We start from the raw sequence: 25,287 nt of genomic DNA, 5'->3' as shown, positions 1-25,287 counted from the left end.
CCGGAGAGTCCTTTCCAAGAAGTTCGGTTACGGCTTACGGCCGTTGACGGACCAGTTGCGCCTGCTGAATAGCCGCCACCGGCCCGGATTCGTCGAACAACATGCCCCTCGACACCCCGACTCCGTCGGCGCCGTAATGATTCTCGGAGCGGACGCCTATCCACTGTCCTTCCGGAAGCCGGTGGATATGCACGGCGAGGTCGGTGTTGAGAAACGTGTAACTGCCGGGGTCGAGCCGGCTCCCCATGCCGTTGGCGATATCGGCGACGCTGAACAGTCGCTGGGCCGGGGTCATCTCTTCGCCGGCGACGAGATCGACCAACGGCGTGGCCCAGCACTCGGCCTGCGCGCTGTGCAGGATGTCGTTGAGCCAGCGCCAGTCCAGGCTCTGGATGTAGGTCTGGTCGGTGCCGTCGTCGGGAAGGCGACGCCGACCTTCGGCGACCGGTCGCATCGGCTCGGCGGGGGAGTCGGGCAGCGCAGCGGTCTCGGAATGCTGGAAGCGCCACGCCGATGCGGTCGCGACCGGCCTGGGTGTCCCGTCCGGGCCGGGGGCGAGCATCTCGGCCCCGATCAGCTCGATCTTGCGCCCGGGACGGACAACGGTGGCGCGGACCCAGAGCTCGCCGGCCACCGGAACCGGGCCCAGCAGATCGACGACGACCCGGCTGAGACGGACGTCGTCACGCGGCGCGCAGCGCTCGGCCGCGCGTACCAACAGCGCGGACACCGGGGCGGCGTTCTGCATGTGCGGCCCCCACGTGCTGATGACGTGGTCGGACGCCGCGAACTTCGCTCCGCGGGGATCGTCGGCGTCGACGAGTTCGTAATAGGCGTCGGTCACGTCCCGTCCTGTCTTGCGCGCAGCGGCAGCCATGAGCAGGATAGAGTGACTTTTACCGAAAGCACAACTGGATGGCTTACAGGAGGTGGTTGTGGCCGTTGTGGACGTGGGGCGCGACCCGGTGGTCTTCGACCCGTTCAGCGAGGGGTTCTACCGCGACCCGCAGGCGTGTTATCCGAGACTGCGTGCCGAGGCGCCCGTCTACTACAACGCCACCTATGACTTCTACGCGCTGAGCAGGCACGCCGACGTCGCCGCGGGCCTGAAGGACTTCGCGACGTATTCGTCGGCCTACGGCGTGGACCTCGGGATGGTGCGCAGGGGGGAGAAGGTGCCGGCCAAGATGATCATCTCGATCGACCCGCCCGAGCACCGAGTGATGCGCAGCCTGGTCAACAAGGTCTTCACACCCCGTGCCATCGAAGCGTTGCGCGCGATGGTCACCGACACCGTCACGCGGTTCCTTTCGGCAGTCCGGGGCGACAGTTTCGATGTGGTGCAGGACTTCTCGGTGTACTTCCCGGTGGACGTGATCACCCAGATGCTGGGGGTGCCGGAAAAGTACCGGCAGCAGGTGCGGTTGTGGATCGACGAGTCGCTGCACCGTGAGCCGGGGCAGATCGACATGTCGGAGGCCGGCATGCAGGCGATGACCGAGACCTGGCTGATGTACTACGACTTGATCAAGCAGCGCCGCGCAGGCCCCCGCGACGACATGATCAGCGCGCTGATCGCCGCCGAGGTGGAACGCGAGGACGGAACGGTCGACCGGCTGAAGGACTCCGAGATCGCCGGCTTCGCGACGCTATTGGGTGGGGCCGGGGCCGAGACCGTCACGAAGCTGGTGGGCAGCGCCGTGGTGACGTTCGCGCGCCACCCCGAGCAGTGGCAACAGTTGCTCGACGACCGCGGCAAGATCGGTGTGGCGATCGAGGAACTGCTGCGCTACGACGCTCCGGTGCAGTACAACGTGCGCCGGTCGAATCACCCGGTCACGCTGCACGGCATCACGATTCCCGCTGGGGCGCCCGTCTTCCTGTTGGGCGCGTCGGCCAACCGCGATCCCGACGCCTGGACCGCGCCCGACGTGTTCGACATCAACCGCGACCGCACCGAGGCCCAGAACCTCGGATTCGGCTACGGCATCCACAGCTGTCTGGGCGCGGCGCTGGCACGCCTGGAGAGCTCGATCGCGTTGGACATGCTGCTGGACTTCATGCCGCGCTACGAGGTGGAGTGGGACGGGTGCAGGCGGGTCAGTATGCAGAACGTGTCCGGGTGGGCGAACGTGCCGGTGCGTATCCTTTGATTTCGGTGTAGTTGGTCATGCTGGCGTTGACGAACTGCACCGAAATCGCGATGGTTTCAGCGGGGGTCGATGAGCTGGCGCAGTCGCTCGGCGGGAACGACCGTCGCGCCCGCTCCGCGCACCCGTTCTGACAGGGCGCGGTCCGACGTCGCGACCCGGATCTGCTCCGGATGGGGGTCGCCCCGGACCAACCGGACGATCTCGTCGTCGGCCGAGTTCGGTGCGGGCGACGGTGCGCTCGTCACGGCGACGACCGCGGATTCGATGGGTGGTGACGGCGGACGTTCGAACACCACCGTCACCTCCGCGCCGTCGACGAGCGCCCACCGTTCGAGGGATTCCACCAGCGTCACCATCGCGCGGTGCCGGTCGCGCCACCAGCCGTCGGGACGCGAACCGATCACGTTCATGCCATCGACAATCCAGCGCATTGTGCGCAGACTAGCGAAGTAGCCCAGCGCAGGGAGGCGACCGGATGTCCGACATAGTGCAGAAGAGCACGTTCTGCCGGATCTGCGAGCCGCTGTGCGGCATGATCGCCACCGTCGAGGACGGCAAGCTGACCGCACTGCGCCCCGACAAGGAGCATCCGCTCTCGGCGGGGTTCGCCTGCCAGAAAGGCATCGCGTTCACCGAGGTCGTCAACGACCCGGACCGGGTCACCACTCCGATGCGACGAACCCCCGACGGGTTCGTGCCTGTCAGTTGGGATGAGGCACTGACCGACATCACGGCGCGACTCGCGGCGGTGCTGCGTGAGCGCGGGTCCGGTGCCGTCGGCTGGTACATGGGCAACCCGGGTGCGTTCAGCTACTCCCACGTCCTGTCGATTCTGGCCTTCATCAAGGGCCTGGGCCGACACACCCACTTCTACACGGCGTCCTCACAGGACACCAACAGCCGGCTGATGGCCAGCCAGCTGCTCTACGGCACCCCGACCTCGGTGCCGATCCCGGACCTCACCCGCACCGACTTTCTCGTCGTCATGGGGGCCAATCCCGTGGTATCCCATGGGAGTTTCCTGACCGCGCCGCGCATCAAGGACCGGATGCACGACATCGTCCGCCGCGGCGGCCGGGTGGTGGTGATCGACCCGCGCAAGACCGAGACCGCGGCGCAGTTCGAGTGGTGCGGCATCGTTCCCGATACCGACGCGTTGCTGTTGCTGTCGCTGCTGCAGGTGATGTTCGCCGAGGAGTTGGCGCACACCGGCGAAATCGCGGCGCAGACAGCGGGTCTCGACTGGCTCCGCAGTCAGGCGGCGCCGTTCCCGCCCGAGGCGACCGCGGCCCGCACCGGTATCGACCCCGAGGTGGTGCGCGCACTGGCCCGTGACCTCGCGACGACGCCGCGCGCGGCGATCTACGGCCGGTTGGGCACCTGCGTCGGTCGGCACGGCACGCTGACGTCGTATCTGATCGACGTCGTCAACCTCGTCGCCGGGAATCTCGACACACCGGGCGGTTCGGTCATCGGCGGAATGGGGCTTCCCGGCCAGCGCTGGGTCAATGTCGGCATGGGTGCGCTGCTGCGGCGGACCTACCGTCGCAGGCGGTCCCGGATCGGTGGCTTCCGGGCTGTCATCGGCTCCGAGCCCGCGGCGTTGATGGCCAAGGAGATGACCACTCCGGGGGAGCGCCAGATCCGGGCGATGTTCGTCAGTGCGGGCAACCCGGTGCTGTCGGTGCCCAACGGTGACGAACTCGCCTCTGCGCTGGACTCGCTGGATTTGTCTGTCGCGCTGGACTTCTACCTGACCGAGACCTCGGCGCGTTGCGACTACGTCCTACCGGTGACGACGATGTACGAGCGGGACGACTTCCCGCTGACCTTCCAGCCGTTCCAGGCCACACCGTTCCGGCAGGCCACCGAGGCGGTGATCGAACCGGTGGGGCAGGCCCGTCCGGAGTGGGAGATCGTCGGCGGGCTGCTGCAGCGGTTGTCCGGCCAGTCGCGCGTCTTCGCGGTGTTGACCGGGGCGGGGCGAGGCTTGACGCGACTCGGTGTGCCGTTCACGCCGAGGAGGCTCGCCGACGGGATCATCCGGGTCTGCGCGGGCGGTGACCGGTTCGGGCTGCGCCGTGGCGGTCTCACGTTCGCGCGGCTGACGCGGGATCACCCGCACGGTGCGGTGATCGCACCGCATCTGAGGACCGGGGTGCTCAAGGAGGCGATCTCCTACCTGAACGGGCGAATCCAGTTGGCGCACCACGATATTGCCTCCGAGATCGCTGCGCTGAGGCAGATGCGACAGCCAGTCGGGTACCCGTTACGAATGATCGGGATGCGCGAACCGCGGTCGGAGAACTCGTGGATGCACAACGCCCCTCTGCTGATGCGCGGCGACCGCAGTCATCACGGGCTGATGAACGCCGACGACGCCGCCGAGCTCATGATCGACGACCGCAGTGACGTGACGGTCAGCTCGCCGTACGGGCGGATCACGGTGCCCGTCACGTTGACCAAGGACATCGTGCCCGGGGTGATCGCCTTGCCGCACGGCTGGGGCCATGACGGGACCGGTGGATGGCGGTTGGCGAACCGGGCCGGCGGCGCCAACGTCAACCAGCTGACCTCCAGCGAGCCTGACGACGTCGAGAGCCTGTCCGGCATGGCGTGGCTGACCGGCGTCCCCGTCCGCGTCGAACCTGTCTAGAACGCGCCGAAACTGCATTCCAGCAGGCCCTCACTCGAATTCTCGCTGCTGGAATGCAATTTCGGCGAGGAACGTGGCTAGGCGATCGCGCCGCTGTCCTTGAGGGCTTCGATGCGGTCCCAATCCAGACCGAGCTCCATCAGCACGATCTCGGTATGCTCCGAGGCCTGCGGCGCCCTGGTGGTCTCGAGCGGCTCGTGGTTGAACTGCACCGGACCCCGAACCACCTTGAACGGCTTCCCGCCGTCGCCGGCCTCGACCTCGACGACCATGTCGTTGGCCAGGGCCTGCTCGTCGGTGCCCAGATCCACCAGACTCTGGAACGGAGCCCACTGCCCCTTCATCGTCTTCAGGTGCTGACGCCAGTAGTCGAACGGCTTGCTACGGATCGACTCGGCGATGAGCCGCGCTGCCTCCTCGGAGTTCTCGATCAACGGCATCACGTCGTTGAAGCGCGGATCGTCGGCCAGTTCCGGCAGGCCGAGATGTTCGAACGCGTCCCGGATGTAGCCGGTCGGGCTCACGATGCACAAGTTGATGGTGCCGCCGTCGGAGGTCAGGTAATTCGCCATGAACGGATTGACGGAGCTGATCGAGTCCGGCATCAGCGAGCGCATCGTCTCGCCGGTTTCCATGCCCTGCGTCACGCTCGCCCCGGCGGCCCACCAGGCCGTGCTCAGCAGCGACACGTCGAGCTCGACGGCCTCGCCGGTGCGCTCCCGGTGAAACAGCGCCGCCGAGATCCCGCCGGCGATGTTCATCCCGCCGATCGAGTCGCCGAATGCCGGAATGCCCTGGGACAGCGCGCCGCCGATCTCCTCCGGTGTCAACGCGTGCCCGACGCCGCTGCGCGTCCAGAACGCGGTGCCGTCGAACCCGCCGGTGTCACGCTCGGACCCCTTGTCGCCGTAGGCGCTGCCGCGGGCGTAGATGATGTTGGGGTTGACCGCGCGGATGTGTTCGATGTCGAACTTGTTCTTCTGCCGCTGGGCAGGCATGTAGTTGGTCAGGAAAACGTCGGCGGTCTTGGCGATCTCGTAGAGCACCTCCTGACCGCCGGGCTTGGACACGTCGATGCCGACGCTGCGCTTGCCACGGTTGGGATGCTCGATCAGCGGGTGTCGGTTGGGGTCGAGTTGGAACCCTCCCATGTTGATGAAGCCGCGCTGGGTGTCACCGCGCACGGGGTGCTCGACCTTGATGACGTCGGCACCCCAGTCGGCGAGGATCGCGCCCGCCGCGGGTACGAACGTGAACTGCGCAACCTCGAGGACACGGACGCCCTCCATCACCTTGATCAAGTGCATCCCCTTCTGACGACGATGTCGAACGGCTCTTGTCGGGCAGTGTAGCGGAAGTTCGATACTGTAAGCTTTACCGTTGATCGTCCGAGAACGGCGGCCCCGGAGGAGTCCGATGAGCGACGCGATGACCGAGACGGTCGAAGGTACCCAGACCAGTGCCGACTGGGGCAGGCGTGCCGCGCAGCGGGCCGAACGCCGGATGCTGATCGACGGTGAGCTGGTCGAGGCCGAGTCCGGTGCGCAGTTCGACAATCACAGTCCGGCCACCGGCGCGGTCCTCGGCGCCACCACCGCCGCCGGCGAGCGGGACATGTTGCGCGCCATCGGCGCGGCGCGCACCGCGTTCGACACCACCGACTGGGCGACGAATCGGGAGCTGCGCAGCCGTTGCCTGGCGCAGCTGCAGGCCGCGATCGAGGCCGAAAAGCAAGACCTGAGAACCGAACTCGTCGCCGAGGTGGGCTGCCCGGTGATGACCACCGAATCCGCGCAGCTGGACTGGCCGCTGGCCGAGTCGCTGCACTATCCGGCGGGTCTGATCGACACCTTCGAGTGGGAACGGGTGCTCGACGGCGGCGGACTGTTCGGCGAGCGCAACATCCGCACCGTGGTCAAAGAGCCTGTCGGCGTGGTCGCCGCGGTGACGCCGTCGAATTTCCCGATCGAGGTGATCCTCAACAAGTTGGGTCCGGCGCTGGCGGCCGGCAACACCGTCGTCCTCAAACCCGACCCCCACACCCCGTGGAACGCCACCCGGCTGGGCCGGCTCATCGCCGAGCACACCGATATCCCCGCGGGTGTGGTCAACGTCGTGCCCACCCCGTCCAACGAGGTCGCCGGCCTGCTCGGCGCCGATCCCCGGGTGGACCTGGTGTCGTTCACGGGATCCACTGCGGTGGGCAAGCTCCTGATGCGCCAGGGCGCCGAAACCATGAAACGGATGTTCCTCGAGCTCGGTGGAAAGTCGGCGGCCATCGTCCTCGACGACGCCAACCCCGCGGTGATCGTCCCGACCGCGATGGGAGTCTGTGTTCACGCCGGGCAGGCCTGCGCCGCGACCAGCCGGATGCTGATTCACCGGTCGCTGTACGACCAGGCCGTCACCGACATCACCGCCGCGTACGCGGCCATGCCGGTGGGGGATCCGGTCGACCCCGGCACCCTCGTCGGTCCGGTGATCAGCGCCGCGCAGAAGGACCGTGTGCTTTCCGCGATCGACGGGGCCCGGCGCGACGGCGCCGAGATCACCGTGGGCGGCGAACCCGTCGACGGGTTGCCGGAGCATCTGGCAGGCGGCCACTACGTCGCGCCGACGGTGGTGGTCGGTGTCGACAACAGCGCGGCGATCGCGCAGCAGGAAGTGTTCGGCCCGGTCCTGGTGCTGTTGCCGTTCGACGATGACGACCACGCGGTACGCCTTGCCAACGACAGTGCATTCGGTCTGGCCGGTGCGGTGATGTCGCGTTCGGCCGAGCGCGGCATGAGCATCGCCCGCCGCGTCCGCACCGGATCCTTCGGCGTGAACGGCGGCATGTTCTACGGAGCCGACGCCCCGTTCGGCGGCTACAAGAGCAGCGGGGTCGGACGCCAGTGTGGGATCGAAGGATTCCAGCAGTACCTCGAGACCAAGACCATCGCCCGGCGCGAACGCCGGCAGAGCTGACCACACCCGCGAACGTGAAGCCGGGGCTGTGACCGCGGCCAATGTCGCAGCCAGGAATACTATTCCGCGGCAGATGGGGTGAACGTCACCGGCAGGGCCGTCGGTGACCGGAACGGTTGGCCGTGGATGTGGGGGTCGCCGTCGGTGAGCAACTCGATGGCAGAGAGCCTGCTCAACAGTGTCTCCGCGGCCACCCGGGTCTCCATCCTGGCCAGGTGCAGGCCCATGCAGGTGTGCTCGCCGGCGGCGAACGAGATGTGCGGGGTCCTCGTGCGGAAGATGTCGAACTGCTCGGCGCGCTCCCAGCGGGACTCGTCGCGGTTGGCCGACCCGATGCACACGTCGATCACCGACCCGGCCGGGATCTCCACCCCGTCGATCTCGGTGTCCTCGTTGGCGAACCGCTGCACGGTCGTCAACGGCGTCTCGTAACGCAGTCCCTCCTCGATGGCCGCGCCGATCAACGCGTGGTCGGCGTTGACGGCCTCGAACTGGTCGCGGTGCGTCAGCAGCAGGTAGAGCAGGTTGCCCGACGATCGGAAAGTGGTCTCCAGGCCCGCAGGCAGGAGCAGGCGCAGGAACGAGAAGATGGCCTCGTCGGTGAGGCGTTCACCGTCGATCTCGGCCGACACCAGGTCGCCGATGATGTCCTCGGTCGGTGCGGACCGCCGCTTGTCGATCTGACCGAGGAAGTAGTCCTTCAGGGCCGCCGACGCCTCGAAGGCCTTCTTGTAGTTCACCGCGTAGCTGATGAGTTCCACCGCTCGCTTGCGGAACCACGGCAGGTCCTCCTCGGGCAGCCCGAGCAGCCGGGAGATCACGCGGGTCGGGAACTCGAACGTGAAGTCGCGCACCAGATCTGCTCGACCGTCGTCGATGAACTCGTCGATCAGTTCGTTGACCACCGGTCGCACGATCTCGGGTTCCCAGCGGGCCAGCGATCTCGTCTTGAAGGCCGCGGAGACGAGATTGCGGTGTTCCCAGTGGGTTTTGCCCTCCATGGCCAGGATCGTGGGGCCGATGAACAGCCCGATGGTTGAGTCGTAGATGTGCGAGTTGAACACCTTGCCGTCGCGGAACACCCTGTTGACCGCGTCGAAGGAGACCGCCGCGTACAGGTTTTCGGGCCGCAGTGAGTCGGGGGTCTTCGACCAGTCCATCACCGATCCGCGGAACACCCCGCCTTCGGCCCGTCGGCGCGCGAACATGGGGTAGGGGTCGCGCAGGTCGATGGGCTCGTCCTTCGCGAGGTCCTGCACCGGGGTCTCCACGTCAATACTGTAACTCTTACAGTATTGACGTGTACAGCGTCGTGCTACAGCGCGATCGGAGTGCCCGCCGTCATCGACGTGACGAACCCCGAATCGACGTGCACGTCCTGGCCGTTGATCCACTGCGCGGCGCCTGAGGCAAGGAATGCGATGACGGGCACGATGTCCTCCACGGTGCCGTGTCTGCCGTAGGTGTCGCGCAGCATGTCGAGGATCTCCTTGCCCATCGTCTGTTCGAAGTCGGCGAGGATCGGGGTCTGTACCGGCCCGGGGCTGACCGTGTTGACACGCACCCCGTATCTCGACAGCGCGGTGCCGGCCAACCGCTTGGCGTACAGGATCACCGCCTGTTTGGACGTCGTGTACACCGGATACGACGGGTCCTGGCGGGACTGCCAGGCGGCGACCGCCTCGGGGTCGGTGGCGGCCAGCAGTCCGGAGAGCTCGTCGACGCGCTGCTCCCAACCGATTCCGGCGATCGAGGCGACGGCCACCACCGAACCACCGCGGCGCATGCGCGGCAACATCCCCTCGACCATCTTGCGCATGCCCAGGTAGTTGACCGTCAGCACGTCGTCGGCCGGCGCGGTGCCCGGAACCCCGGCGACGTGCGCGAGCACATCCCAGTCCGTGCCGATGTCGTCGAGGAGACCGGCGATGCTCTGCGGGTCACGTAGATCGCACCGTGCGTGCGCTGCGGCCGGAGTGTCGTTGGGGCGCAGGTCGACCGCCAGAACATGGTCACCGTTGTCGTGGAAGTGGGCGGCGACCGCCGCGCCGATGCCGGAACCCGCTCCGACAACGACGATCCTGCGTTTCTCAACCTGCATGAGCACCGACTTCCCACAACTCCCCGAATGGCCGACAGTAAGGACGACTGTAAACAACTCGTCGACGGTCGACAATGCCGCACCGGGTGTTACCGTTGCCCTTACCGCAGGTGTTGCCGGACAGAGGGGTCGGACATGACAGTGCTGCCGGGCGGCATGACCGCGAGTCGGCGAGAACCGATGGCGGAGTTCCTCGAGCGTCAGCGAACGGCGTTCATCGCCGACGGGCCTCCCGACGCGGCGTTGCGACGCAACCGCATCGACCGGCTGATGGCTCTCGTGCTGGACAACGCCGACGATTTCGTCGACGCAATGGCGGCGGATTACGGCACCCGGCCGCGGGCCGGAACGCTGTTCACCGAGATCATGGGCATGATCTCGGTGATCGAATACACCAGAACCCATGTGCGGCAATGGATGAAGCCCGTCAAACTGATGCGCCCGGCGCGGCCCCTGGGGTTGCGGGCCGAGGTGCAACCGTCACCGCTGGGGGTCGTCGGGATCATCGGGCCGTGGAACTTCCCGCTCAACCTGGTGGTGCTGCCGGCCGCGGCGGCGTTCGCGGCGGGCAACCGGGTGCTGATCAAGATGTCGGAGGTGACGCCGCGGACCGCTGAGCTGATGCAGTCTGTGGCGCCGACTTACTTCGACGCCACGGAACTCGCGGTGATCACCGGAGACGCCGAGGTGGCCGCGGACTTCGCTGCGCTGCCGTTCGACCATCTGTTCTTCACCGGCTCCCCGGGCGTAGGTGCACTGGTCCAGCAGGCGGCCGCGGCCAACCTGGTGCCGGTGACGTTGGAGCTCGGAGGCAAGAACCCGGTGGTGGTGGCGCCCGGCGCAGATCTCGGGCGCGCGGCCGCACGGATTGCGCAGGGCCGCATGATCAACGGTGGCCAGGTCTGCGTGTGCCCGGATTACGTGTTCGTGCCCGCCGACCGGGTGGAGAAATTCGTCGCGGTCGCCCGCGACACGCTGCGTGGCATGTTCGGCTCGATCGTGGACAACGCCGACTACTGCTCCTCGGTCAACGAGGCGAACTTCGACCGCGTCGTCGGCCTGATCGAGGATGCCCGCGCCAAGGGCGCCCGGGTCGAATCGGTGGCCCCGCCGAGCGAGACCCTGCCCGACCGCAAGTCCCGCAAGATCGCCCCGACCATCCTGCTCGACGTCGACGACAGCATGCGGATCGCCGACGAGGAGACGTTCGGGCCGGTGCTCACCGTACGGCCCTACGAGCGGCTCGCCGACGTCGTCGACTACGTCAACGCGCGTCCCGCGCCGCTGGTGGCCTACTGGTTCGGACCTGACGACACCGACTTCCGGTCGTTTGTCGAGCACACTCGCAGCGGTGGGGTCGCGCGCAACGACTTTGCCGCACAGATGATTCCGTCAGCGGCGCCGTTCGGCGGGGTGGGGCGCAGCGGCATGGGCGCCTATCACGGAAAAGCAGGTTTCGACGCGTTCAGCCACTATCGCACCGTGGTCGGCAGCGATCTGCCGTTCACGATCACCGGTCGCGCCGCGCCGCCGTTCCCGCGTTCGATGCAGATGACGACCACGCTGGCGTTGCGTCTGGCGCGCCGCCGGACCCGCCGTCGGCTCAGGAACCGCTGATGGCCTGCTCCCGGGCCCACCGGTAGTCGGCCTTGCCGGCCGGACTGCGCTCGATCACCGGCCGGAACACCACAGCCTTGGGCAGCTTGTAGCGTGCGATCACCGACGAGGCGTGCTCGACGAGTTCGTCGGCGGTCGCCTGTGCGCCGTCGGCGAGCGCGACCACGGCGACCACTTCCTGACCCCAGCGGTCGCTCGGCCGCCCGGCGACCACGACGTCGGCGACGGCCGGATGCGACGCGATGGCGGACTCGACCTCTTCGGCGAAGATCTTCTCGCCACCGGAGTTGATCGTGACCGAATCGCGGCCGAGCAGTTCGACCGCGCCATCGGCGAGGTGCCGGGCCCGGTCGCCGGGGACCGAGTAGCGAACCCCGCCGATGACAGGGAACGTGGCCGCGGTCTTGGCGGCGTCGCCCTTGTAGCCCAGGGGCACATAGCCGCGCTGCGCGAGCCAGCCGATCCCGTCGTGTCCGGGTTCCAGGATCGAGCCGAGATCCTCTGCGGCGACGAACGTGTCGGGCCCGGCGTTGAACTTGCCGGTCGATACCGCGCCCGGCGCCGACATGTGCGTCATCTGGGCGCCGGTCTCCGAGGATCCGACCCCGTCGACGACCATCAGGTTCTGCTTGGCGTCGATGAGGCGCTGCTTGGCGGTCGGGGTGAGCTGCGCCCCGCCATTGGCGACGACCGCCAGCGACGACAGATCCGCGCTGGTGCGTTCGAACGCTTCTGCCAGGGGCCGGGCCATCGCGTCGCCGACCACGGTGACCGCCAGGATCTGCTCCCGCTCGATCGTGGAGACCACGTCGTCGACGTCGAGGTGGCTGGTGACCGGCGAGAACACCACGGTCTGGCCGGTGTTCATCGCGGTGAAGACGGCCCACTGCGCGGCGCCGTGCATCAGCGGCGGCAGCACCATCAACTTGGTGCCGGGCGACTCAGAGCACCGCGCGGCGATGTCGTCGTAGGTCGAGACGAGTTCCCCGGTGTAGAGGCTGCGGCCGCCGAACGAGGTCATGAAGATGTCGTGCTGGCGCCACAGCACGCCCTTGGGCATACCGGTTGTTCCCCCGGTGTAGAGCACGTAGAGGTCGTCGGGCGACGGTTCGACGGGCGGGACATCGGCCGGACCCTCGGCGACGATCGACTCGTAATCGACTGCGCCGGGCAGCAGTTCGTTGCCGGAGTCGTCGGCGATCTGGATCAGGACCTTGAGGTTGGGCAGGTCGGCCAGGACTTCGGCCAGTCGCGGGGCGAACGCGGCGTGGTAGAGCAGCGCGGTGGCGCCCGAATCGGCCAGCAGGTAGTGCAGTTCGCTCTTGACGTAGCGGTAGTTGACGTTGAACGGGGCGACGCGGGCCCGCCAGGCGCCCAGCATCCCTTCGACGTACTCCGGACCGGTGTGGGAGTAGATGCCCAGCAGGTCCTGGCCGACCTCGTGGCCGGGCAGCGCCGTTCGTTCGGTGTGGCAGCCCAGGCCCTGCGCGTGCAGGTAGGCGGCGAGCCGGTTCGACCGCTCGACGATCTGCGTGTAGGTGTACCGGCGGTCGCCCTGGACGATGAACTCGCGGTCGCCGATCGCGGCCGCGACGGCGTCTGCGGCGGCCGGGACGGTGAACTGAATCGACTCGGTCATGCGATGGACTCTAGACGGCGGCGCCAGCCGAGTGGACAGATGGCCGAAAGTTGTATGCCCATCGGGCTACCTCCAGGCGTCGAGCAGTTCGTCGGTGGTGGTCACGGTCGCCAGCAGCGACAGCGTGTTGTCGATGACCGCGGCCGCATAGTCGGCCGGTATCCCGGCAACCGCATCGCGGGGGACGACCACCCGGTAGCCCACGTTGACGGCGTCCATGACGAGGTTGGTGATCGCGACGTTCACCGACACCCCGACCGCGACGATCGTGCGCACGTCGAGATTGCGCAGGACGGCGTCCAGGTCGGTGCCGCCCATCGGACCCAGCCCGTGCCACCGGTACAGGACGAGATCGGTTGGCTGGGGTTCGATTTCGGGAACCAGTTGGGTGCCGGGGCTGCCCGGGGTGATGTCGACCCCGGTGGCGCCGATGGCGAAGATCTTGGCGTTGTGGTTGGCTCCGCGCCCGTCGGCGCGGCGCTGCACCAGGCAGTGCACGACGGATGCGCCCGCGGCGCGTGCCACCGGGAGCAGCCGGGCGATGTTGGGCAGCGCCTCCCGGCGCGCCTCGTCGGCCAGCGCGGCCAGGCCGGCGTGGGGTCCGACCACCGCACCCTGACACTCCTGTGTCACCACCGCGGTGTGGCCGGGTGCGACGAGCTCGGCGAGTGGAATCCTCATGCGGTGGTCGCCGGCGCCGGCACCTTGGCGGGAACCTCGTAGAACTGCTGCGCCCATTTGCGCATGGCCATGTACGGTTTCGCGTCGATCTTGGCCAGCGGCGGGTTCTCCACGTACTTCTGGTAGCGCCAGATGTCGCAGTCCTCCCACACGGTCTTGAGGAACTGCCGCTCCACCTTCTCGATCACCTCCGGCGGCGGCACGTCGGATGTCTCGCCGGGCAGCTTGGGCCACCAGATCGAATAGAACATGTCCGAGACCTCGTCGTCGACCGGTGTGCAGGCGAAGATGAGCCGGTGGTTCGACGAACCCTCGAACGCGCTCATCGCGAACCCCAGTCCGGAGAAGTGGCTGTGGATCTTCAGTGCCATCCTGTCGGGATCGTCGCTGCGTGCGTCGGGCCATCCGGTCAGGAACCGCCACTCCTCGTCGACGTGTTCCCAGTGCAGGCAGACCGGCGTCACGGTGGCCTTGTGGACGTAGCGGAAGTGGGAGCTGTCGGGCCCGTTCTCGGCCACGATCTGCGGGTGCACCGGAATGGCGTCCGCACGGCTGGAGAACTCCGGATACGGCCGGTAGTAGGCGTTCGCGTCGGTCTCGAACTGTGGGAACTTGTGGAAGATGTCGGGCAGTTCCCACTGGGGTTCCTTGCCCTGGGGCTGGTACCACATGAAGATGCAGCCGTACTGCTCCCTGACCGGGTAGGACCTCAGCCGCAGGCCCCGGTTGGGCCGGTCCGGCCGGTAGGGGATGTAGGTGTTGTCTCCCTCCGGGCCCCAGCGCCAGCCGTGGAACGGGCACTCGATGCAGTCGCCGACCACCGTGCCGCCGTGGCCGATGTGTGCGCCGAGGTGTTTGCAGTGCGCTTCGAGGACGTGAAGCTGACCCGATTCGTCGCGGTATGCGGCCAGATCCTCGCCGAAGTACTTGAGCGCCTTGACCTCCCCGACCTCGTATTCCGCCGACCACCCGATCATGAACCACCCGGTGACCTTCCAGGTGAAAGGGACTTTCATGACGACTCCTCTGCTGCCACGGCCATCCGGCAGGCGTGGTGGAAACGGATCGTGCGGATCGGCCACGTTCCGCTCTAGGCATCGATACTGTAACAGCGACAGTATGTCCAGCCCGGAGGAACCGTGACGACCGAACATCGCGCTGCCCGTTTCGACGCACTCGTGGTGGGAGCCGGCTTCTCCGGCCTCTACGCGTTGCACCATCTGCGTGAGCTGGGGCTGCGGGTGCGGGTGCTGGAGCGGGCGCAGGCCGTCGGCGGTACCTGGCTGTTCAACCGCTATCCGGGGGCACGCTGCGACATCGAGAGCATCGAGTACTCCTACAGCTTCTCCGAGGAGATCCAGCAGGAGTGGGTCTGGACCGAGACCATGCCGGCCCAACCGGAGATCGAGGCGTATCTCAACTTCGCCGCCGACCGGCTCGACCTGCGCCGCGACATCACGTTCGGCACGGATGTCGTCGCGATGACGTTCGACGAGGACGCCGACGAGTGGCAGGTGCGGACCGGGACGGGGGAGACGTTCGTCGCCCCGTTCGTCATCGCCGCCACCGGGATCCTGTCGGTGCCGCTGGAACCGTCGATCCCAGGCATGGACACCTTCGGGGGCAGCTCGCTGTTCACCAGCCGCTGGCCCGAGGGCGGCGTCGACCTGACGGGGCTGCGGGTCGGGGTGATCGGCACAGGCTCGACCGGAGTGCAGCTGATCCCGGTGGTCGCGCGGGAAGCGGCTCAGCTCACGGTGTTTCAACGGTCTCCGGCCTACACGCTGCCATGGGAGGTGCGGAAGTTCGAACCGGGCGAGCTCGACGAACTCAAGGCCCGCTACCCCGAGATCCGCGCGGCCCAGCGCGAGCATCCCGTCGGTGCGGCCCGGCTGAGCGCCTTCTCGGTGCTGCTGGAGATGCTCACCAAGCCGGCGCTGAAGTCCGCCTCCCCGCAGGAGCGACGTCGCGCGGTCGAGGAGAACGGCGTCATGGGCGCGCTGAACTGGGGTGACCTGTTCTTCGACATCGAAGCCAACCAGATGGCCGCCCAGTTGTACGGGCAGGCCGTGGCCCGCATCGTCACCGACCCCGACACCGCCAGGGCCCTGACACCGAGCCACCCGTTCGCGTGCAAACGGCCGATCATCGATCAGGGCTACTACGAGACCTTCAACCGCGACAACGTCACCCTCGTCGATCTGCGTGCCGATCCGATCGTGTCGGTGCGGCCCGGCGGGTTGGAGACCGAGCGCGCCCTTCACGAGCTTGACGTGCTCATCTATGCGACGGGGTTCGACGCGATGACCGGCGCGCTGAGCCGCATCGACGTGCGCGGACGCGGCGGGGCGTCGCTGGGCCGGTTCTGGGCCGAAGAGGGGCCGTTGAGCTACCTGGGTCTCGCGGTCGCCGGCTTTCCCAACCTGTTTACCATTCAGGGTCCCGGAAGCCCCTCTGCGGCAGCAAATTTCGTCGCGGCGCTGGAGCAGAACGTGGAATGGATCGGCGCCTGCGTGACCTACCTGCGCGAGCACGGCTACCGCACCATCGAGGCGCTGCCCGAGGCGCAACAGCAATGGATCGACGACGCCACCGCGCTGGTGGCGCCCACGGTGCTCGTCCACCCGTCGTGCAACTCCTGGTACAACGGCGGCAACGTCCCCGGCAAGAAACGCATGTACATGGGCTACACCGCGGGGATCCCCGAATACCGCCGCCGCTGCGACGAGATCGCGCAGGCGGGCTACGCCGGGTTCAAACTGGCGTGAGAGTAACGGAGCGGATCTGGCGGACCGGCAGCGACTTCGCGGGCCTGCTGCCACGCGTGTACGCCGCCGTGGCTGCAGACAGAGACTGGAACCCTTTGTCGCCGAGTGGTATCCGACGATTCGGCGAGGTCGCGCTCGATGAGATGGCGCTGACGGGCATGACGCTGACGGCGCCGCCGCCGAAGCTGGAGCGCTCGGTGGACTCCTGTGCCGACGCCGGGGCCGAACTGTCGTCTCGTGGTGTAGCCGGGGCCCACGCCGACCCGGAGCCGCTGCGGGTGCGGTCCTGCAGGCAACGCCGATTCGGTCGGCAGGCCTACGAGCGGTTGAGGTTCGACCACGACCCCCACCTGCCGGAATCCCTGGCCGCCTTCGGTGGCCCGGCCACCGCCGTCGTGCACCTGTGCCGCGTGACCGACGAGCGCAGGCCCTGGTTGGTGTGGGTGCACGGCGCCGGACAGGGGCAGCCCGTCGATCTGCTGTTCTCGCGGGCGCGGCGCCTGCAGGAGGAACTCGGGTTCAACGTCGCTCTTCCCGTGCAACCCGGGTGCGGGGTCCGGCGCGGGAGATGGCCGGAGTATCCGAGCATGGATCCGCTGGCCAACGTCGCAGGCATGATGCGCGCGGTGTCGGAAGTCCGCGCGCTCGTGCGGTGGCTGCGACCACAGGCCGCCTCCATCGCGGTGGCCGGCGTGTCGATGGGAAGCCCTGTGGCGGGGCTGGTTTCCCACCTGGAGCCGGTCGACGCGGTCGCGGTGTACACCCCGATCTCGGGGCTGAACGGGATGATCGCGGCCCACCTGGGTCGCTGGGGGCCGTCGGTGGGCGAAACCGTCGCGCTGCTGCGGTCCCAAGCCGTCGAACGGGTGGCGTCGGCGGTCGATTACCATTCCGTCGCACCGTCCGCGCCGCCCGAGCGCAGGCTGATCGTCGGCGCGTGGCACGACCGGATGGCACGCCGGGAACCAGCGCTCGCGCTGCACGACCGCTGGGGCGGGCGGTTGTACTGGCATCGCGGCAGCCACGTCGGGCACCTGTTCGCCGGCGGGGTGCAGGATGCCTCGGAGGAATTTCTCCGGTCCGTCGCCGCGGACCGGCCCTGAGCCGGTGTCCCGGTTGTCAGGCGCCGTAGTCGCAGACCAGCCGCGCCCGCACGTAGGCCAGCTCTTCGGCGATGTCGTACGGATAGGCCTGCATGATCCACTGATAGGCCGTGCCCAGTACCGCCGCCCCGAAATCGTTGACGGCCCTGGCGATATCGACCTCGGGCCGCACGGATCCGTCGGCGATGCCCTTGCGAAGCCCCGCCTCGACGGCGTGCGCCGCACGTTCCAGCCACATGCGGATATACGGGTGGGCCTGCGACGTCGTCTTGGCCGCCTCGAACGTCAGCACGAAGACCGCGCGGCACAGATCCGGGTCTTCGGCATACAGCAGCGCGATCCGATCGAGGTGGGCCAGCGCCTGGGTCATCCCGTCGGAGCCGGGGTCAGGCGACGGGCTCAGCTTCTTCTCGTACTCGCTGGCGAACAACGTCTCCAGCAGCGCGTCCTTGCTGCCGTAGCGGGCGTGCACCATGGCCCGGCTGTACCCGGCGCGTTGGCCGATCTCCGCGGCGGTGGTTGCATCCCAACCCTTTTCGCCGATCAGTGCCACGGCGGCTTCCAGCAGCCTGCGCGCCGAAAGCTCCAGGCGCTGGGGCTGCGTCAGCCCGCGGGTGGGGGAAGGCACCCTTGCATGTTAAAGGCCCGACATCTAACTTAGTTGCGCAGCGTCAAATAATTTGGGAGGTCAGCGGTGACTTCGGGTGATGTGACCGACGCCGGCAGCGCGACCGCGGTGCCGGGCGGTGTCGCCGGACTGACGCCGCAGTGGCTCACCGCGGTGTTACGCACCGACGCAGGCCTGCCCGACACGGCCACCGTCTCCGAGGTCCGGGCCGAGCGGATCGCCGCGGATTCCGGATTCTCGTCGCTGCTCTACCGGTTGCACCTGACCGGCGGCGACGGCCTGCCCGCGACCCTGATCGCGAAACTGCCCGCGGAGTCGCAGGCCCGTGGCGCCATGGAGCTGTTGGGCGGCTACCGGCGCGAAATCGCGTTCTACCGGGACGTGGCCGGTCGCGCTCCGCTGGACACCCCGCGCGTCTACGCCGCCCGGATGGCCGAGGACTCCGTCGATTTCGTGCTGCTCCTCGAAGACCTCCGGGACTGGGACAACGCCGACCATCTAGCCGGGTTGTCCATGGACCGGGCACGGCTGGCCGTCGCGAACCTGGCGGCCCTGCACGCATGGTCAGTTGAACCGGCCAATGCCGTTGCACTGCAGAGCTTTCCAAGTCTGGCCACATCGGTGGTCCGTGACCTGCTGGTGCCCGCCTTCGCGCCGGGATGGCAGATCTACCGGGACAAATCCGGTGCCGCCGTCCCGCGCCGTGTCGCGCGATTCGCCGAGCGCTTCGCCGAAATGGCGCCGCAGGCGCTGTCGGCGCTGACCGAGCACTCGATGCTGTTGCACGGCGACATCAGGGCCGACAACATGTTCTTCGACGGCGACCGGCTCAAGATCGTCGACTTCCAGTTCGCGTCGGTCGGCTGCGGCGCCGCCGACATCGGCTACCTCGTCAGCCAGGGCCTGCCCAGCGAAGTCCGTCGAGGCCATGACGAGTCGCTCGTGAGGGAATATCTCGGAGCGCTGCAGGATCGCGGGCTGGTGTCCTACCAGTTCGACGACGCGTGGCGCCACTACCGCTTCGCGGTGGCCTATCTGATGGTGCTCCCGGTCATCACGCTGATCGGTTGGGACACATTGCCGGAACGTTCCCGGGCGCTGTGTCTGGAACTCACCGCCCGCGCCATCGCCACGGCCGACGACATCGATGCCATGGAGGTGTTCGCATGACCAGGACTGCCCGCGAGGTGGTCGAGCAGTACAACCTGGTCGTCTGGAACCAGCGCGACTTCGCGCTCGCCGAGGAGCTGATGGGTGAGACGGTGATCCGTCACGACGTCGGCGAGTCCGCCACGCTGACCCACCAGCAGGCCGTCGCCCGCATCGTCGACCACTGGGACATGTTCGAGACCATCCGCTTCGACCTGAACCTGGTGGTCGCCGGCGACGACGGCGAGCACGTGGCGATCGTGTACCAGTCACCGATGAAGCTCAAGGACGGCACCGAGACCACCGTCGGGAGCATGGAGATCTTCCGCGTCGTCGACGGCAGGATCACCGAAGTGTGGAATTGCGGCTACAAGCAAGGAGTTTGGGCGTGACCCGTGTACTGGACGAACTGGGTTTCTATCTGCTGGCCGGTGCGGGTGGTGAGGGGCCGGCCATGCTGATGGACGAGGTCCGGCGAGGCGAGGAGCTGGGATTCGGCACCGGCTTCATCTCCGAGCGGTGGAACGTCAAGGAGGCGTCGTCGCTGACCGGTGCCGCGCTGGCGGTGACCAGCCGCATGCAGATCGCGACCGCGGCGACCAACCACAACACGCGTCATCCGCTGATCACGGGATCGTGGGCCACCACCATGCACAGGCTGTCCGGGGGTCGGTTCACCCTCGGCATCGGCCGCGGTATCGGCGCGATCTACAACGCGTTCGGCATACCGACGGTAACCACCGCGCAGATGGAGGACTTCGCGCAGGTGATGCGCAAGCTCTGGCACGGCGAGCTGATCTTCAACCATGACGGACCCCTGGGCAAGTACCAGGTGCTGTTCCTCGACCCGGACTTCCGCGAGGACATCCGGCTGGCGATCGTCGCGTTCGGGCCGCAGACGCTCGCGCTGGGCGGCCGCGAGTTCGACGACGTCATCCTGCACACCTACTTCACCCCCGAGACGCTTCAGCGTGCGGTCAGGACGGTCAAGGACGCGGCCGAGCAGGCCGGCCGTGACCCGGCGTCGGTGCGGGTGTGGTCATGCTTCGCCACCGTCGGCGATCACCTGCCCGAGGAGCTGCGGCTGAAGAAGACCGTCGCCCGGCTGGCCACCTACCTGCAGGGCTACGGTGACCTGCTGGTCAACACCAACGGCTGGGATCCAGCTGTGCTGCAACGGTTCCGGGACGACAAGGTGGTCCAGTCCGTCGGCGGCGGGATCGACCACAAGGCCACCGCCGAGCAGATCGAGCACATCGCCACGCTGATCCCGGACGAATGGCTGGCGCCTTCGGCCACCGGATCGCCGCAGCAGTGCGCGGACCGGGTCCGTCAGGAGCTCGATTACGGCGCCGACGCGGTGATCATGCACGGCGCCACCCCCGACGAGCTCGAACCGATCGTCGCCGCCTACCGCGCCGGCAGGTCGTGATTTCGGTGTTGTTGGTCACGCTGACGTAGACCAAGTACACCGAAATCGCAGGGGGGTTAGGGGGTGATCACCGTGCGGGTCACCGGTTGCGCGGCGGCCTGGCGGCTGTAGAGGCCACGCTCGAGCGCGTCGAGCAGCACGTCGCGGGTCTCCTCGGGATGGATCAGGTCGTCGAAGCCGAGGTGACCCGCGGACCGGAACGACGCGTCGACCTCGGCCTGGCGCAGCTTCGCCTCGATGTCCTCGGTCGCGTGCGACGCACGACTGAGCGCCGCAGCACTCATCGCGCCCATCGTCGCGCCCGGATAGGCGAACGTCGCGCTCTGGTTGTCGAAGCCGAGCAGCGACATCACCATGGACCCGAAGCCGTACGCCTTGCGCAGTGTCACATGCAGTTTCAGCGTCGTCGCGGCCGTCTGCGCGGCGAACATGCGGGCCCCGCTGCGCAGTACCCCGGTCTTCTCCGAGCGGCTGCCGGGCAGCATCCCCGGATTGTCGGCGAGGAACACGATCGGGAGATGGAACGCGTCGGCGACCATGATGAAGTGCGCTGCCTTGTCGGCGGCATCGGCGTCGATGGAACCGGCCATCACCTTGGGCTGGTTGGCCACCACCGCGACTGGGTGGCCACCGAGACGGGCCAGCGCGGTGATCATCGCGGGCCCGAACTTCGGCTGCACCTCGAACCAGTCGGTGTCGTCGAAGACGACGTCGAGTACCGCGCGCATGTCGTAGACCTGCCGGTTGCCGCGCGGCACGATGTCCAACAGCTCCGGCGTCGCGCGGCGGCCCGTGGAGTCGCCGGCGGGTGAGGACGGGGGATAGGACCACGCGCTGGACGGGAAGTACGACAGGTACCGGCGGATCTCGTCGAGCACCGCCGCGTCGTCCTGACCCAGGTTGTGGATCACCCCGCTGGCCAGCGCCACCGTCGGCCCGCCCAGGTCCTCTTTCGAAATCTCCTCGCCGGTCGACTCTTTGACGACGGGCGGGCCCGCGGTGAAGATCGCGCCCTGGGTCGTCATGATCGTCCAGTCACAGACCGGTGCGACCAGCGCGCCGTGCCCGGCCGACGGCCCGAACAGTCCGCTGACCGTTGGCACCTTGCCCGAACACTGTGCCTGGGCCAGCAGGTCGGTGGGGGTGCGGCCGTAGTGCTCTCCGCTGGGCCGGAATCCGGCGCCCTCCAGCAGCATCACCAGCGGCACCCGATCGCGCAGCGCCAGTTCGGCGAGCCGGTATCGCTTCGCGTTGCCGCCGGGTCCGATGCTGCCGGCCAGCGTGGTGAAGTCCTCCGCGCCGACCAGCACCGGTCTGCCGTCGACCAGACCTGAACCGGCGACGATGCCGTCGGCGGCGATGTCGCCGCCGACCAGGGTGCCGAATTCCCGGAACGAGCCCTTGTCCAGCAGGTGGTCGATGCGGCCGCGCGCGTCGAGCTTTCCCTTGCCGTGGTGCCTGGCAAGGCGCTCGTCGCCGCCCATGGACCTCGACACCGCGCGCCGGCGCCCGAGCTCGTCGAGCGTGTCCTGCCAATCCTCGGCACTGGCCATGTGCAGACTCCTGTCCTCCGACGGCGCGCGGTTCGCAACGTTGACCTTACTGAATTGCTTACTGTAGCTTCGTCCAGCATGGGTGCTGGAGGCGGCCTGAAGGTGGACGCTGCCGTCGTCAGTCAACTGTCCCAGGTCCCGGCCGCGGCCAGGACACTGGAACGGCGGGGCTACGACGGTTGCTGGACGGCCGAGATCAATCACGATCCGTTCCTGCCGCTGGCGCTGGCGGCCGAACACACCCACACCATCGAGCTGGGCACCAGCATTGCGGTGGCCTTCGCCCGGAATCCGATGACGGTCGCCCAGATCGGTTGGGATCTGCAGGACTACTCGCAGGGCCGATTCATCCTGGGTCTGGGATCACAGATCAAACCGCACATCGAGAAGCGGTTCAGCATGCCGTGGAGCAAGCCCGTCGGCCGGATGCAGGAGTTCGTGCTGGCGCTGCGCGCGATCTGGGCAAGCTGGAGCGACGGCAGCAGGCTGGATTTCGACGGCGAGTTCTACACCCACAAGCTGATGACCCCGATGTTCGTCCCGCCACCACACCCGCACGGGGACCCCAGGGTGTTCGTGGCCGCCGTCGGGGACCGGATGACCGAGATGTGCGGCGAGGTGGCCGACGGATTGCTCGCGCACGCGTTTTCGACGCAGCGCTACGTCCGGGAGATCACCATCCCGACGTTGACGCGGGGGATCGAGCGGGCCGGACGCACGCGCGCCGACATCGAGGTGGCCAGCCCGCTGTTCATCGTGACCGGCCTCGACGAGCAACAGATGGCGGCGGCCGCGGTGGCGACCCGCAAGCAGATCGCCTTCTACGCCTCCACCCCGGCCTACCGCAGCGTGTTGGAGTTGCACGGCTGGGGCGATCTGCAGACCGAACTCCACCGACTCTCGCGTGAGGGTGACTGGGACACGATGGGCTCGCTGATCGACGACGGGATGCTCGCGGAGTTCGCCGTCGTGGCTCTGGTCGACGACGTGGTGGACAAGATCCGCGCGCGCTGCGACGGCGTGATCGACCGTGTGCTGGTGGGCTTTCCGCCGTCCATCGACGAGGCGACGGTCGTCGACCTGGTCACCGATTTGCGCACTGGCGCATGACGAAGGAGACACCGATGAGCGTTCGAATTGCCGACGAGGCCGCCGGGGTCTTCGCCGACCCCAGCGCCTACGCCGACGAGGCACGGCTGCATGCGGCGATGACGCACCTGCGGGCCCACGCGCCGGTGTCGTGGGTGGAGGTTCCCGGGTACAACCCGTTCTGGGCCATCGCCAAGCACGCCGACATCATGGCCGTCGAGCGGGACAACCTCGTGTTCACCAACTCGCCGCGGCCCGTGCTGACGACGGCAGAGGGTGACGCTCAGCACGAAGCCATGGGCATCAGCACGCTGATCCATCTCGACGATCCGCAGCACCGCAAGGTCAGGGCAATCGGCGCCGACTGGTTCCGACCGAAAGCCATGCGGGCGTTGAAGGTTCGCGTCGACGAGCTCGCCAGGACGTTCGTCGACCAGATGTACGAGCGCGGCGGGGAGTGCGACTTCGTGCAGGAAGTCGCGGTCAACTTCCCGCTGTACGTCATCATGTCGCTGCTCGGCATCCCGGAGTCCGACTTCCAGCGGATGCTGACGTACACGCAGGAACTGTTCGGCAACGACGATGCCGAACTGCAGCGCGGTGAGAGCATGGAGGAGCGCGGACTGGCGCTGTTCGACATGTTCACCTACTTCAACGAGATCACCTCCGCGCGGCGCGCTCAGCCCACCGAGGACCTGGCGTCGGCGATCGCCAACGCGCGCATCGACGGCGCGCCGCTGTCCGACATCGACACGGTCTCCTACTACCTGATCGTGGCGACGGCGGGCCACGACACCACCAGCGCGACGATCTCGGGCGGCCTGCAGGCGCTGATCGAGAATCCCGACCAGCTGCAGCGGCTGCAGCAGAATCCCGGCCTGATGCCGCTGGCGGTCGAGGAGATGATCCGGTGGGTCACCCCGGTCAAGGAGTTCATGCGGACCGCGCAGCAGGACGCCGAGGTTCGTGGCGTGAAAATCGCTGCGGGGGAGTCGGTTCTGCTGTCCTACCCGTCCGGGAACCGCGACGAGGACGTGTTCACCGACCCGTTCCGGTTCGACGTCGGCCGTGATCCCAACAAGCATGTGGCGTTCGGTTACGGGGTGCACTTCTGCCTGGGCGCAGCGCTGGCCCGCATGGAGATCAACAGCTTCTTCACCGAGTTGCTGCCCCGGTTGAAGTCAGTCGAGTTGGCCGGCAGGCCTGAGCACATCGCGACGATCTTCGTCGGCGGGCTCAAGCACCTGCCGATCCGGTATTCGCTGACGCGCTGAAGTCCAACCACCCGCCGAAATTGCATTCCAGCAGAGAAAGTTCGAGTGAGTAACTGCTGGAATGCAATTTCGGCACGGTTGGTAGGTGGCTAGTCGGCGCCGGAATTGCCGCGGGCGGCGGCATTCAGCGCGTCGAAATGCCCTGCGCCGCCACCTCGTTCGCCCTCCTTGTGGTGGGAGAGGGCTTGGATGGAGACGTCGTGTCCTTCGGCGGCTTTGCGCAGTGCCCCGACGGTGGCTTGTTCTTTGGGGATGTGGGTGAACGGGTCCCAGTGATACCAGCGCATCGCGTTCTGATAGGTCATCTTGTCGATCTCGTCATCGGGCACATTGTTGACCTTGAGGACCTCGTCGAGTTGCTCGGGGGCGCCGGGCCACATCGAGTCCGAGTGCGGGTAGTCGGCTTCCCAGCAGATGTTGTCCACCCCGATCTGATGACGGGTGGCCACCCCGACCGGATCGGCGATGAAACACGTC

Annotated in this window: 22 protein-coding genes; 11 read left to right on the top strand and 11 right to left on the bottom strand. The window is 67.6% G+C overall.

Features of this window, described 5'->3' with window-relative positions; genetic code table 11:
- Positions 1 to 34: 34 nt before the first annotated feature.
- Positions 35 to 877, bottom strand: coding sequence for a thioesterase family protein (locus BN976_RS21580; protein ID WP_235622099.1), 843 nt, complete (start codon positions 875 to 877; stop codon positions 35 to 37).
- A gap of 58 nt (positions 878 to 935) precedes the next feature.
- Here BN976_RS21580 and BN976_RS21575 point away from each other — a divergent pair, with 58 nt between their 5' ends.
- A complete protein-coding gene (locus BN976_RS21575; protein ID WP_234935502.1) occupies positions 936 to 2,153 on the top strand; it encodes a cytochrome P450 in 1,218 nt (405 codons plus the stop codon).
- A gap of 56 nt (positions 2,154 to 2,209) precedes the next feature.
- On the opposite strand, the gene BN976_RS21570 is transcribed toward BN976_RS21575, so the two are convergent.
- Positions 2,210 to 2,584 carry an NYN domain-containing protein gene (locus BN976_RS21570; protein ID WP_011779236.1) on the bottom strand — a complete coding sequence of 125 codons (375 nt, stop codon included), beginning with the start codon at positions 2,582 to 2,584 and terminating at the stop codon, positions 2,210 to 2,212.
- 44 nt (positions 2,585 to 2,628) lie between these two features.
- Here BN976_RS21570 and BN976_RS21565 point away from each other — a divergent pair, with 44 nt between their 5' ends.
- The gene (locus BN976_RS21565) at positions 2,629 to 4,809 is read left to right on the top strand and encodes a molybdopterin-containing oxidoreductase family protein (protein WP_036373714.1); all 2,181 of its coding nucleotides are present in this window, start codon (positions 2,629 to 2,631) and stop codon (positions 4,807 to 4,809) included.
- A gap of 77 nt (positions 4,810 to 4,886) precedes the next feature.
- Here BN976_RS21565 and BN976_RS21560 read toward each other — a convergent pair whose 3' ends face one another.
- Positions 4,887 to 6,098 carry a CaiB/BaiF CoA transferase family protein gene (locus BN976_RS21560; RefSeq protein WP_036374239.1) on the bottom strand — a complete coding sequence of 404 codons (1,212 nt, stop codon included), beginning with the start codon at positions 6,096 to 6,098 and terminating at the stop codon, positions 4,887 to 4,889.
- Positions 6,099 to 6,225: 127 nt separating this feature from the next.
- On the opposite strand from BN976_RS21560, the gene BN976_RS21555 reads away from it, so the two are divergent.
- Positions 6,226 to 7,776, top strand: coding sequence for an aldehyde dehydrogenase family protein (locus tag BN976_RS21555; protein ID WP_084182352.1), 1,551 nt, complete (start codon positions 6,226 to 6,228; stop codon positions 7,774 to 7,776).
- A 59-nt stretch (positions 7,777 to 7,835) separates the two neighbouring features.
- On the opposite strand, the gene BN976_RS21550 is transcribed toward BN976_RS21555, so the two are convergent.
- Together BN976_RS21550 and BN976_RS21545 are read right to left on the bottom strand one after the other, a co-directional pair.
- Entirely contained in the window at positions 7,836 to 9,047 is a 1,212-nt protein-coding gene (locus BN976_RS21550; RefSeq protein WP_036373712.1) for a cytochrome P450, read from the bottom strand.
- Positions 9,048 to 9,091: 44 nt separating this feature from the next.
- A complete protein-coding gene (locus tag BN976_RS21545; RefSeq protein ID WP_036373709.1) occupies positions 9,092 to 9,877 on the bottom strand; it encodes a 3-alpha-hydroxysteroid 3-dehydrogenase in 786 nt (261 codons plus the stop codon).
- Positions 9,878 to 10,012: 135 nt separating this feature from the next.
- Between BN976_RS21545 and BN976_RS21540 the strand changes: the two genes are divergently transcribed.
- Positions 10,013 to 11,494, top strand: a complete 1,482-nt coding sequence (locus tag BN976_RS21540) for a coniferyl aldehyde dehydrogenase (RefSeq protein WP_051558528.1) — start codon at positions 10,013 to 10,015, stop codon at positions 11,492 to 11,494.
- Here the strand turns inward: BN976_RS21540 and BN976_RS21535 are convergent.
- The 3 genes from BN976_RS21535 to BN976_RS21525 all read right to left on the bottom strand — a co-directional run bounded on the left by BN976_RS21535 (position 11,481) and on the right by BN976_RS21525 (position 14,830).
- Positions 11,481 to 13,133, bottom strand: coding sequence for a medium-chain acyl-CoA ligase Mig (locus tag BN976_RS21535; protein WP_036373707.1), 1,653 nt, complete (start codon positions 13,131 to 13,133; stop codon positions 11,481 to 11,483). The two genes, BN976_RS21540 and BN976_RS21535, sit on opposite strands and share 14 nt — an antisense overlap.
- A 66-nt stretch (positions 13,134 to 13,199) precedes the next feature.
- A complete protein-coding gene (locus tag BN976_RS21530; RefSeq protein WP_036373704.1) occupies positions 13,200 to 13,814 on the bottom strand; it encodes a cysteine hydrolase family protein in 615 nt (204 codons plus the stop codon).
- Positions 13,811 to 14,830: an aromatic ring-hydroxylating oxygenase subunit alpha gene (locus BN976_RS21525; RefSeq protein ID WP_011779245.1), complete on the bottom strand. Its 1,020-nt coding sequence runs from the start codon at positions 14,828 to 14,830 to the stop codon at positions 13,811 to 13,813. Before BN976_RS21525 ends, BN976_RS21530 begins: the two co-directional genes overlap by 4 nt.
- A gap of 123 nt (positions 14,831 to 14,953) precedes the next feature.
- Between BN976_RS21525 and BN976_RS21520 the strand changes: the two genes are divergently transcribed.
- Together BN976_RS21520 and BN976_RS21515 are read left to right on the top strand one after the other, a co-directional pair.
- Positions 14,954 to 16,582 carry a flavin-containing monooxygenase gene (locus BN976_RS21520; RefSeq protein ID WP_011779246.1) on the top strand — a complete coding sequence of 543 codons (1,629 nt, stop codon included), beginning with the start codon at positions 14,954 to 14,956 and terminating at the stop codon, positions 16,580 to 16,582.
- Entirely contained in the window at positions 16,579 to 17,685 is a 1,107-nt protein-coding gene (locus tag BN976_RS21515; protein ID WP_036373701.1) for an alpha/beta hydrolase, read from the top strand. Before BN976_RS21520 ends, BN976_RS21515 begins: the two co-directional genes overlap by 4 nt.
- A 16-nt stretch (positions 17,686 to 17,701) precedes the next feature.
- Here BN976_RS21515 and BN976_RS21510 read toward each other — a convergent pair whose 3' ends face one another.
- On the bottom strand, positions 17,702 to 18,313 hold the full coding sequence (locus BN976_RS21510; RefSeq protein WP_036373698.1) for a TetR/AcrR family transcriptional regulator: 612 nt from the start codon (positions 18,311 to 18,313) through the stop codon (positions 17,702 to 17,704).
- Between the two features lie 66 nt (positions 18,314 to 18,379).
- Here BN976_RS21510 and BN976_RS21505 point away from each other — a divergent pair, with 66 nt between their 5' ends.
- Genes BN976_RS21505 through BN976_RS21495 form a run of 3 tightly spaced genes read left to right on the top strand, consistent with a single transcriptional unit; the run spans position 18,380 to position 20,894 of the window.
- On the top strand, positions 18,380 to 19,483 hold the full coding sequence (locus tag BN976_RS21505) for a phosphotransferase (RefSeq protein WP_199558988.1): 1,104 nt from the start codon (positions 18,380 to 18,382) through the stop codon (positions 19,481 to 19,483).
- Positions 19,480 to 19,854: a nuclear transport factor 2 family protein gene (locus BN976_RS21500; RefSeq protein WP_036373695.1), complete on the top strand. Its 375-nt coding sequence runs from the start codon at positions 19,480 to 19,482 to the stop codon at positions 19,852 to 19,854. Before BN976_RS21505 ends, BN976_RS21500 begins: the two co-directional genes overlap by 4 nt.
- Complete coding sequence (locus BN976_RS21495; protein WP_199558987.1) at positions 19,818 to 20,894, top strand: TIGR03857 family LLM class F420-dependent oxidoreductase; 1,077 nt, start codon at positions 19,818 to 19,820, stop codon at positions 20,892 to 20,894. Before BN976_RS21500 ends, BN976_RS21495 begins: the two co-directional genes overlap by 37 nt.
- A 56-nt stretch (positions 20,895 to 20,950) precedes the next feature.
- On the opposite strand, the gene BN976_RS21490 is transcribed toward BN976_RS21495, so the two are convergent.
- Positions 20,951 to 22,447 carry an acyl-CoA carboxylase subunit beta gene (locus tag BN976_RS21490; protein WP_036373692.1) on the bottom strand — a complete coding sequence of 499 codons (1,497 nt, stop codon included), beginning with the start codon at positions 22,445 to 22,447 and terminating at the stop codon, positions 20,951 to 20,953.
- A 78-nt stretch (positions 22,448 to 22,525) separates the two neighbouring features.
- Between BN976_RS21490 and BN976_RS21485 the strand changes: the two genes are divergently transcribed.
- Positions 22,526 to 23,557, top strand: coding sequence for an LLM class F420-dependent oxidoreductase (locus BN976_RS21485; protein WP_199558986.1), 1,032 nt, complete (start codon positions 22,526 to 22,528; stop codon positions 23,555 to 23,557).
- 14 nt (positions 23,558 to 23,571) lie between these two features.
- Complete coding sequence (locus BN976_RS21480; RefSeq protein WP_036374223.1) at positions 23,572 to 24,810, top strand: cytochrome P450; 1,239 nt, start codon at positions 23,572 to 23,574, stop codon at positions 24,808 to 24,810.
- 89 nt (positions 24,811 to 24,899) lie between these two features.
- Here the strand turns inward: BN976_RS21480 and BN976_RS21475 are convergent.
- The coding region (locus tag BN976_RS21475) for an amidohydrolase family protein (protein ID WP_145977980.1) at positions 24,900 to 25,287 on the bottom strand (388 nt) is incomplete at its 5' end.

This window comes from Mycolicibacterium austroafricanum, from assembly GCF_000612725.1.
Classification (GTDB): domain Bacteria; phylum Actinomycetota; class Actinomycetes; order Mycobacteriales; family Mycobacteriaceae; genus Mycobacterium; species Mycobacterium austroafricanum.
This window is presented reverse-complemented; position numbering and strand designations above follow the sequence as displayed.

What these genes read in the sequence shown, in the direction of transcription:
- BN976_RS21540 (WP_051558528.1), top strand. Translation starts at nt 10,013, where the DNA reads ATGACAGTGCTGCCGGGCGGCATGACCGCGAGTCGGCGAGAACCGATG.
- BN976_RS21570 (WP_011779236.1), bottom strand. Translation starts at nt 2,584, where the DNA reads ATGCGCTGGATTGTCGATGGCATGAACGTGATCGGTTCGCGTCCCGAC.
- BN976_RS21485 (WP_199558986.1), top strand. Translation starts at nt 22,526, where the DNA reads ATGGGTGCTGGAGGCGGCCTGAAGGTGGACGCTGCCGTCGTCAGTCAA.
- BN976_RS21535 (WP_036373707.1), bottom strand. Translation starts at nt 13,133, where the DNA reads ATGACCGAGTCGATTCAGTTCACCGTCCCGGCCGCCGCAGACGCCGTC.
- BN976_RS21580 (WP_235622099.1), bottom strand. Translation starts at nt 877, where the DNA reads ATGGCTGCCGCTGCGCGCAAGACAGGACGGGACGTGACCGACGCCTAT.
- BN976_RS21480 (WP_036374223.1), top strand. Translation starts at nt 23,572, where the DNA reads ATGAGCGTTCGAATTGCCGACGAGGCCGCCGGGGTCTTCGCCGACCCC.
- BN976_RS21560 (WP_036374239.1), bottom strand. Translation starts at nt 6,098, where the DNA reads ATGGAGGGCGTCCGTGTCCTCGAGGTTGCGCAGTTCACGTTCGTACCC.
- BN976_RS21525 (WP_011779245.1), bottom strand. Translation starts at nt 14,830, where the DNA reads ATGAAAGTCCCTTTCACCTGGAAGGTCACCGGGTGGTTCATGATCGGG.
- BN976_RS21500 (WP_036373695.1), top strand. Translation starts at nt 19,480, where the DNA reads ATGACCAGGACTGCCCGCGAGGTGGTCGAGCAGTACAACCTGGTCGTC.
- BN976_RS21555 (WP_084182352.1), top strand. Translation starts at nt 6,226, where the DNA reads ATGAGCGACGCGATGACCGAGACGGTCGAAGGTACCCAGACCAGTGCC.
- BN976_RS21490 (WP_036373692.1), bottom strand. Translation starts at nt 22,447, where the DNA reads ATGGCCAGTGCCGAGGATTGGCAGGACACGCTCGACGAGCTCGGGCGC.
- BN976_RS21565 (WP_036373714.1), top strand. Translation starts at nt 2,629, where the DNA reads ATGTCCGACATAGTGCAGAAGAGCACGTTCTGCCGGATCTGCGAGCCG.
- BN976_RS21545 (WP_036373709.1), bottom strand. Translation starts at nt 9,877, where the DNA reads ATGCAGGTTGAGAAACGCAGGATCGTCGTTGTCGGAGCGGGTTCCGGC.
- BN976_RS21530 (WP_036373704.1), bottom strand. Translation starts at nt 13,814, where the DNA reads ATGAGGATTCCACTCGCCGAGCTCGTCGCACCCGGCCACACCGCGGTG.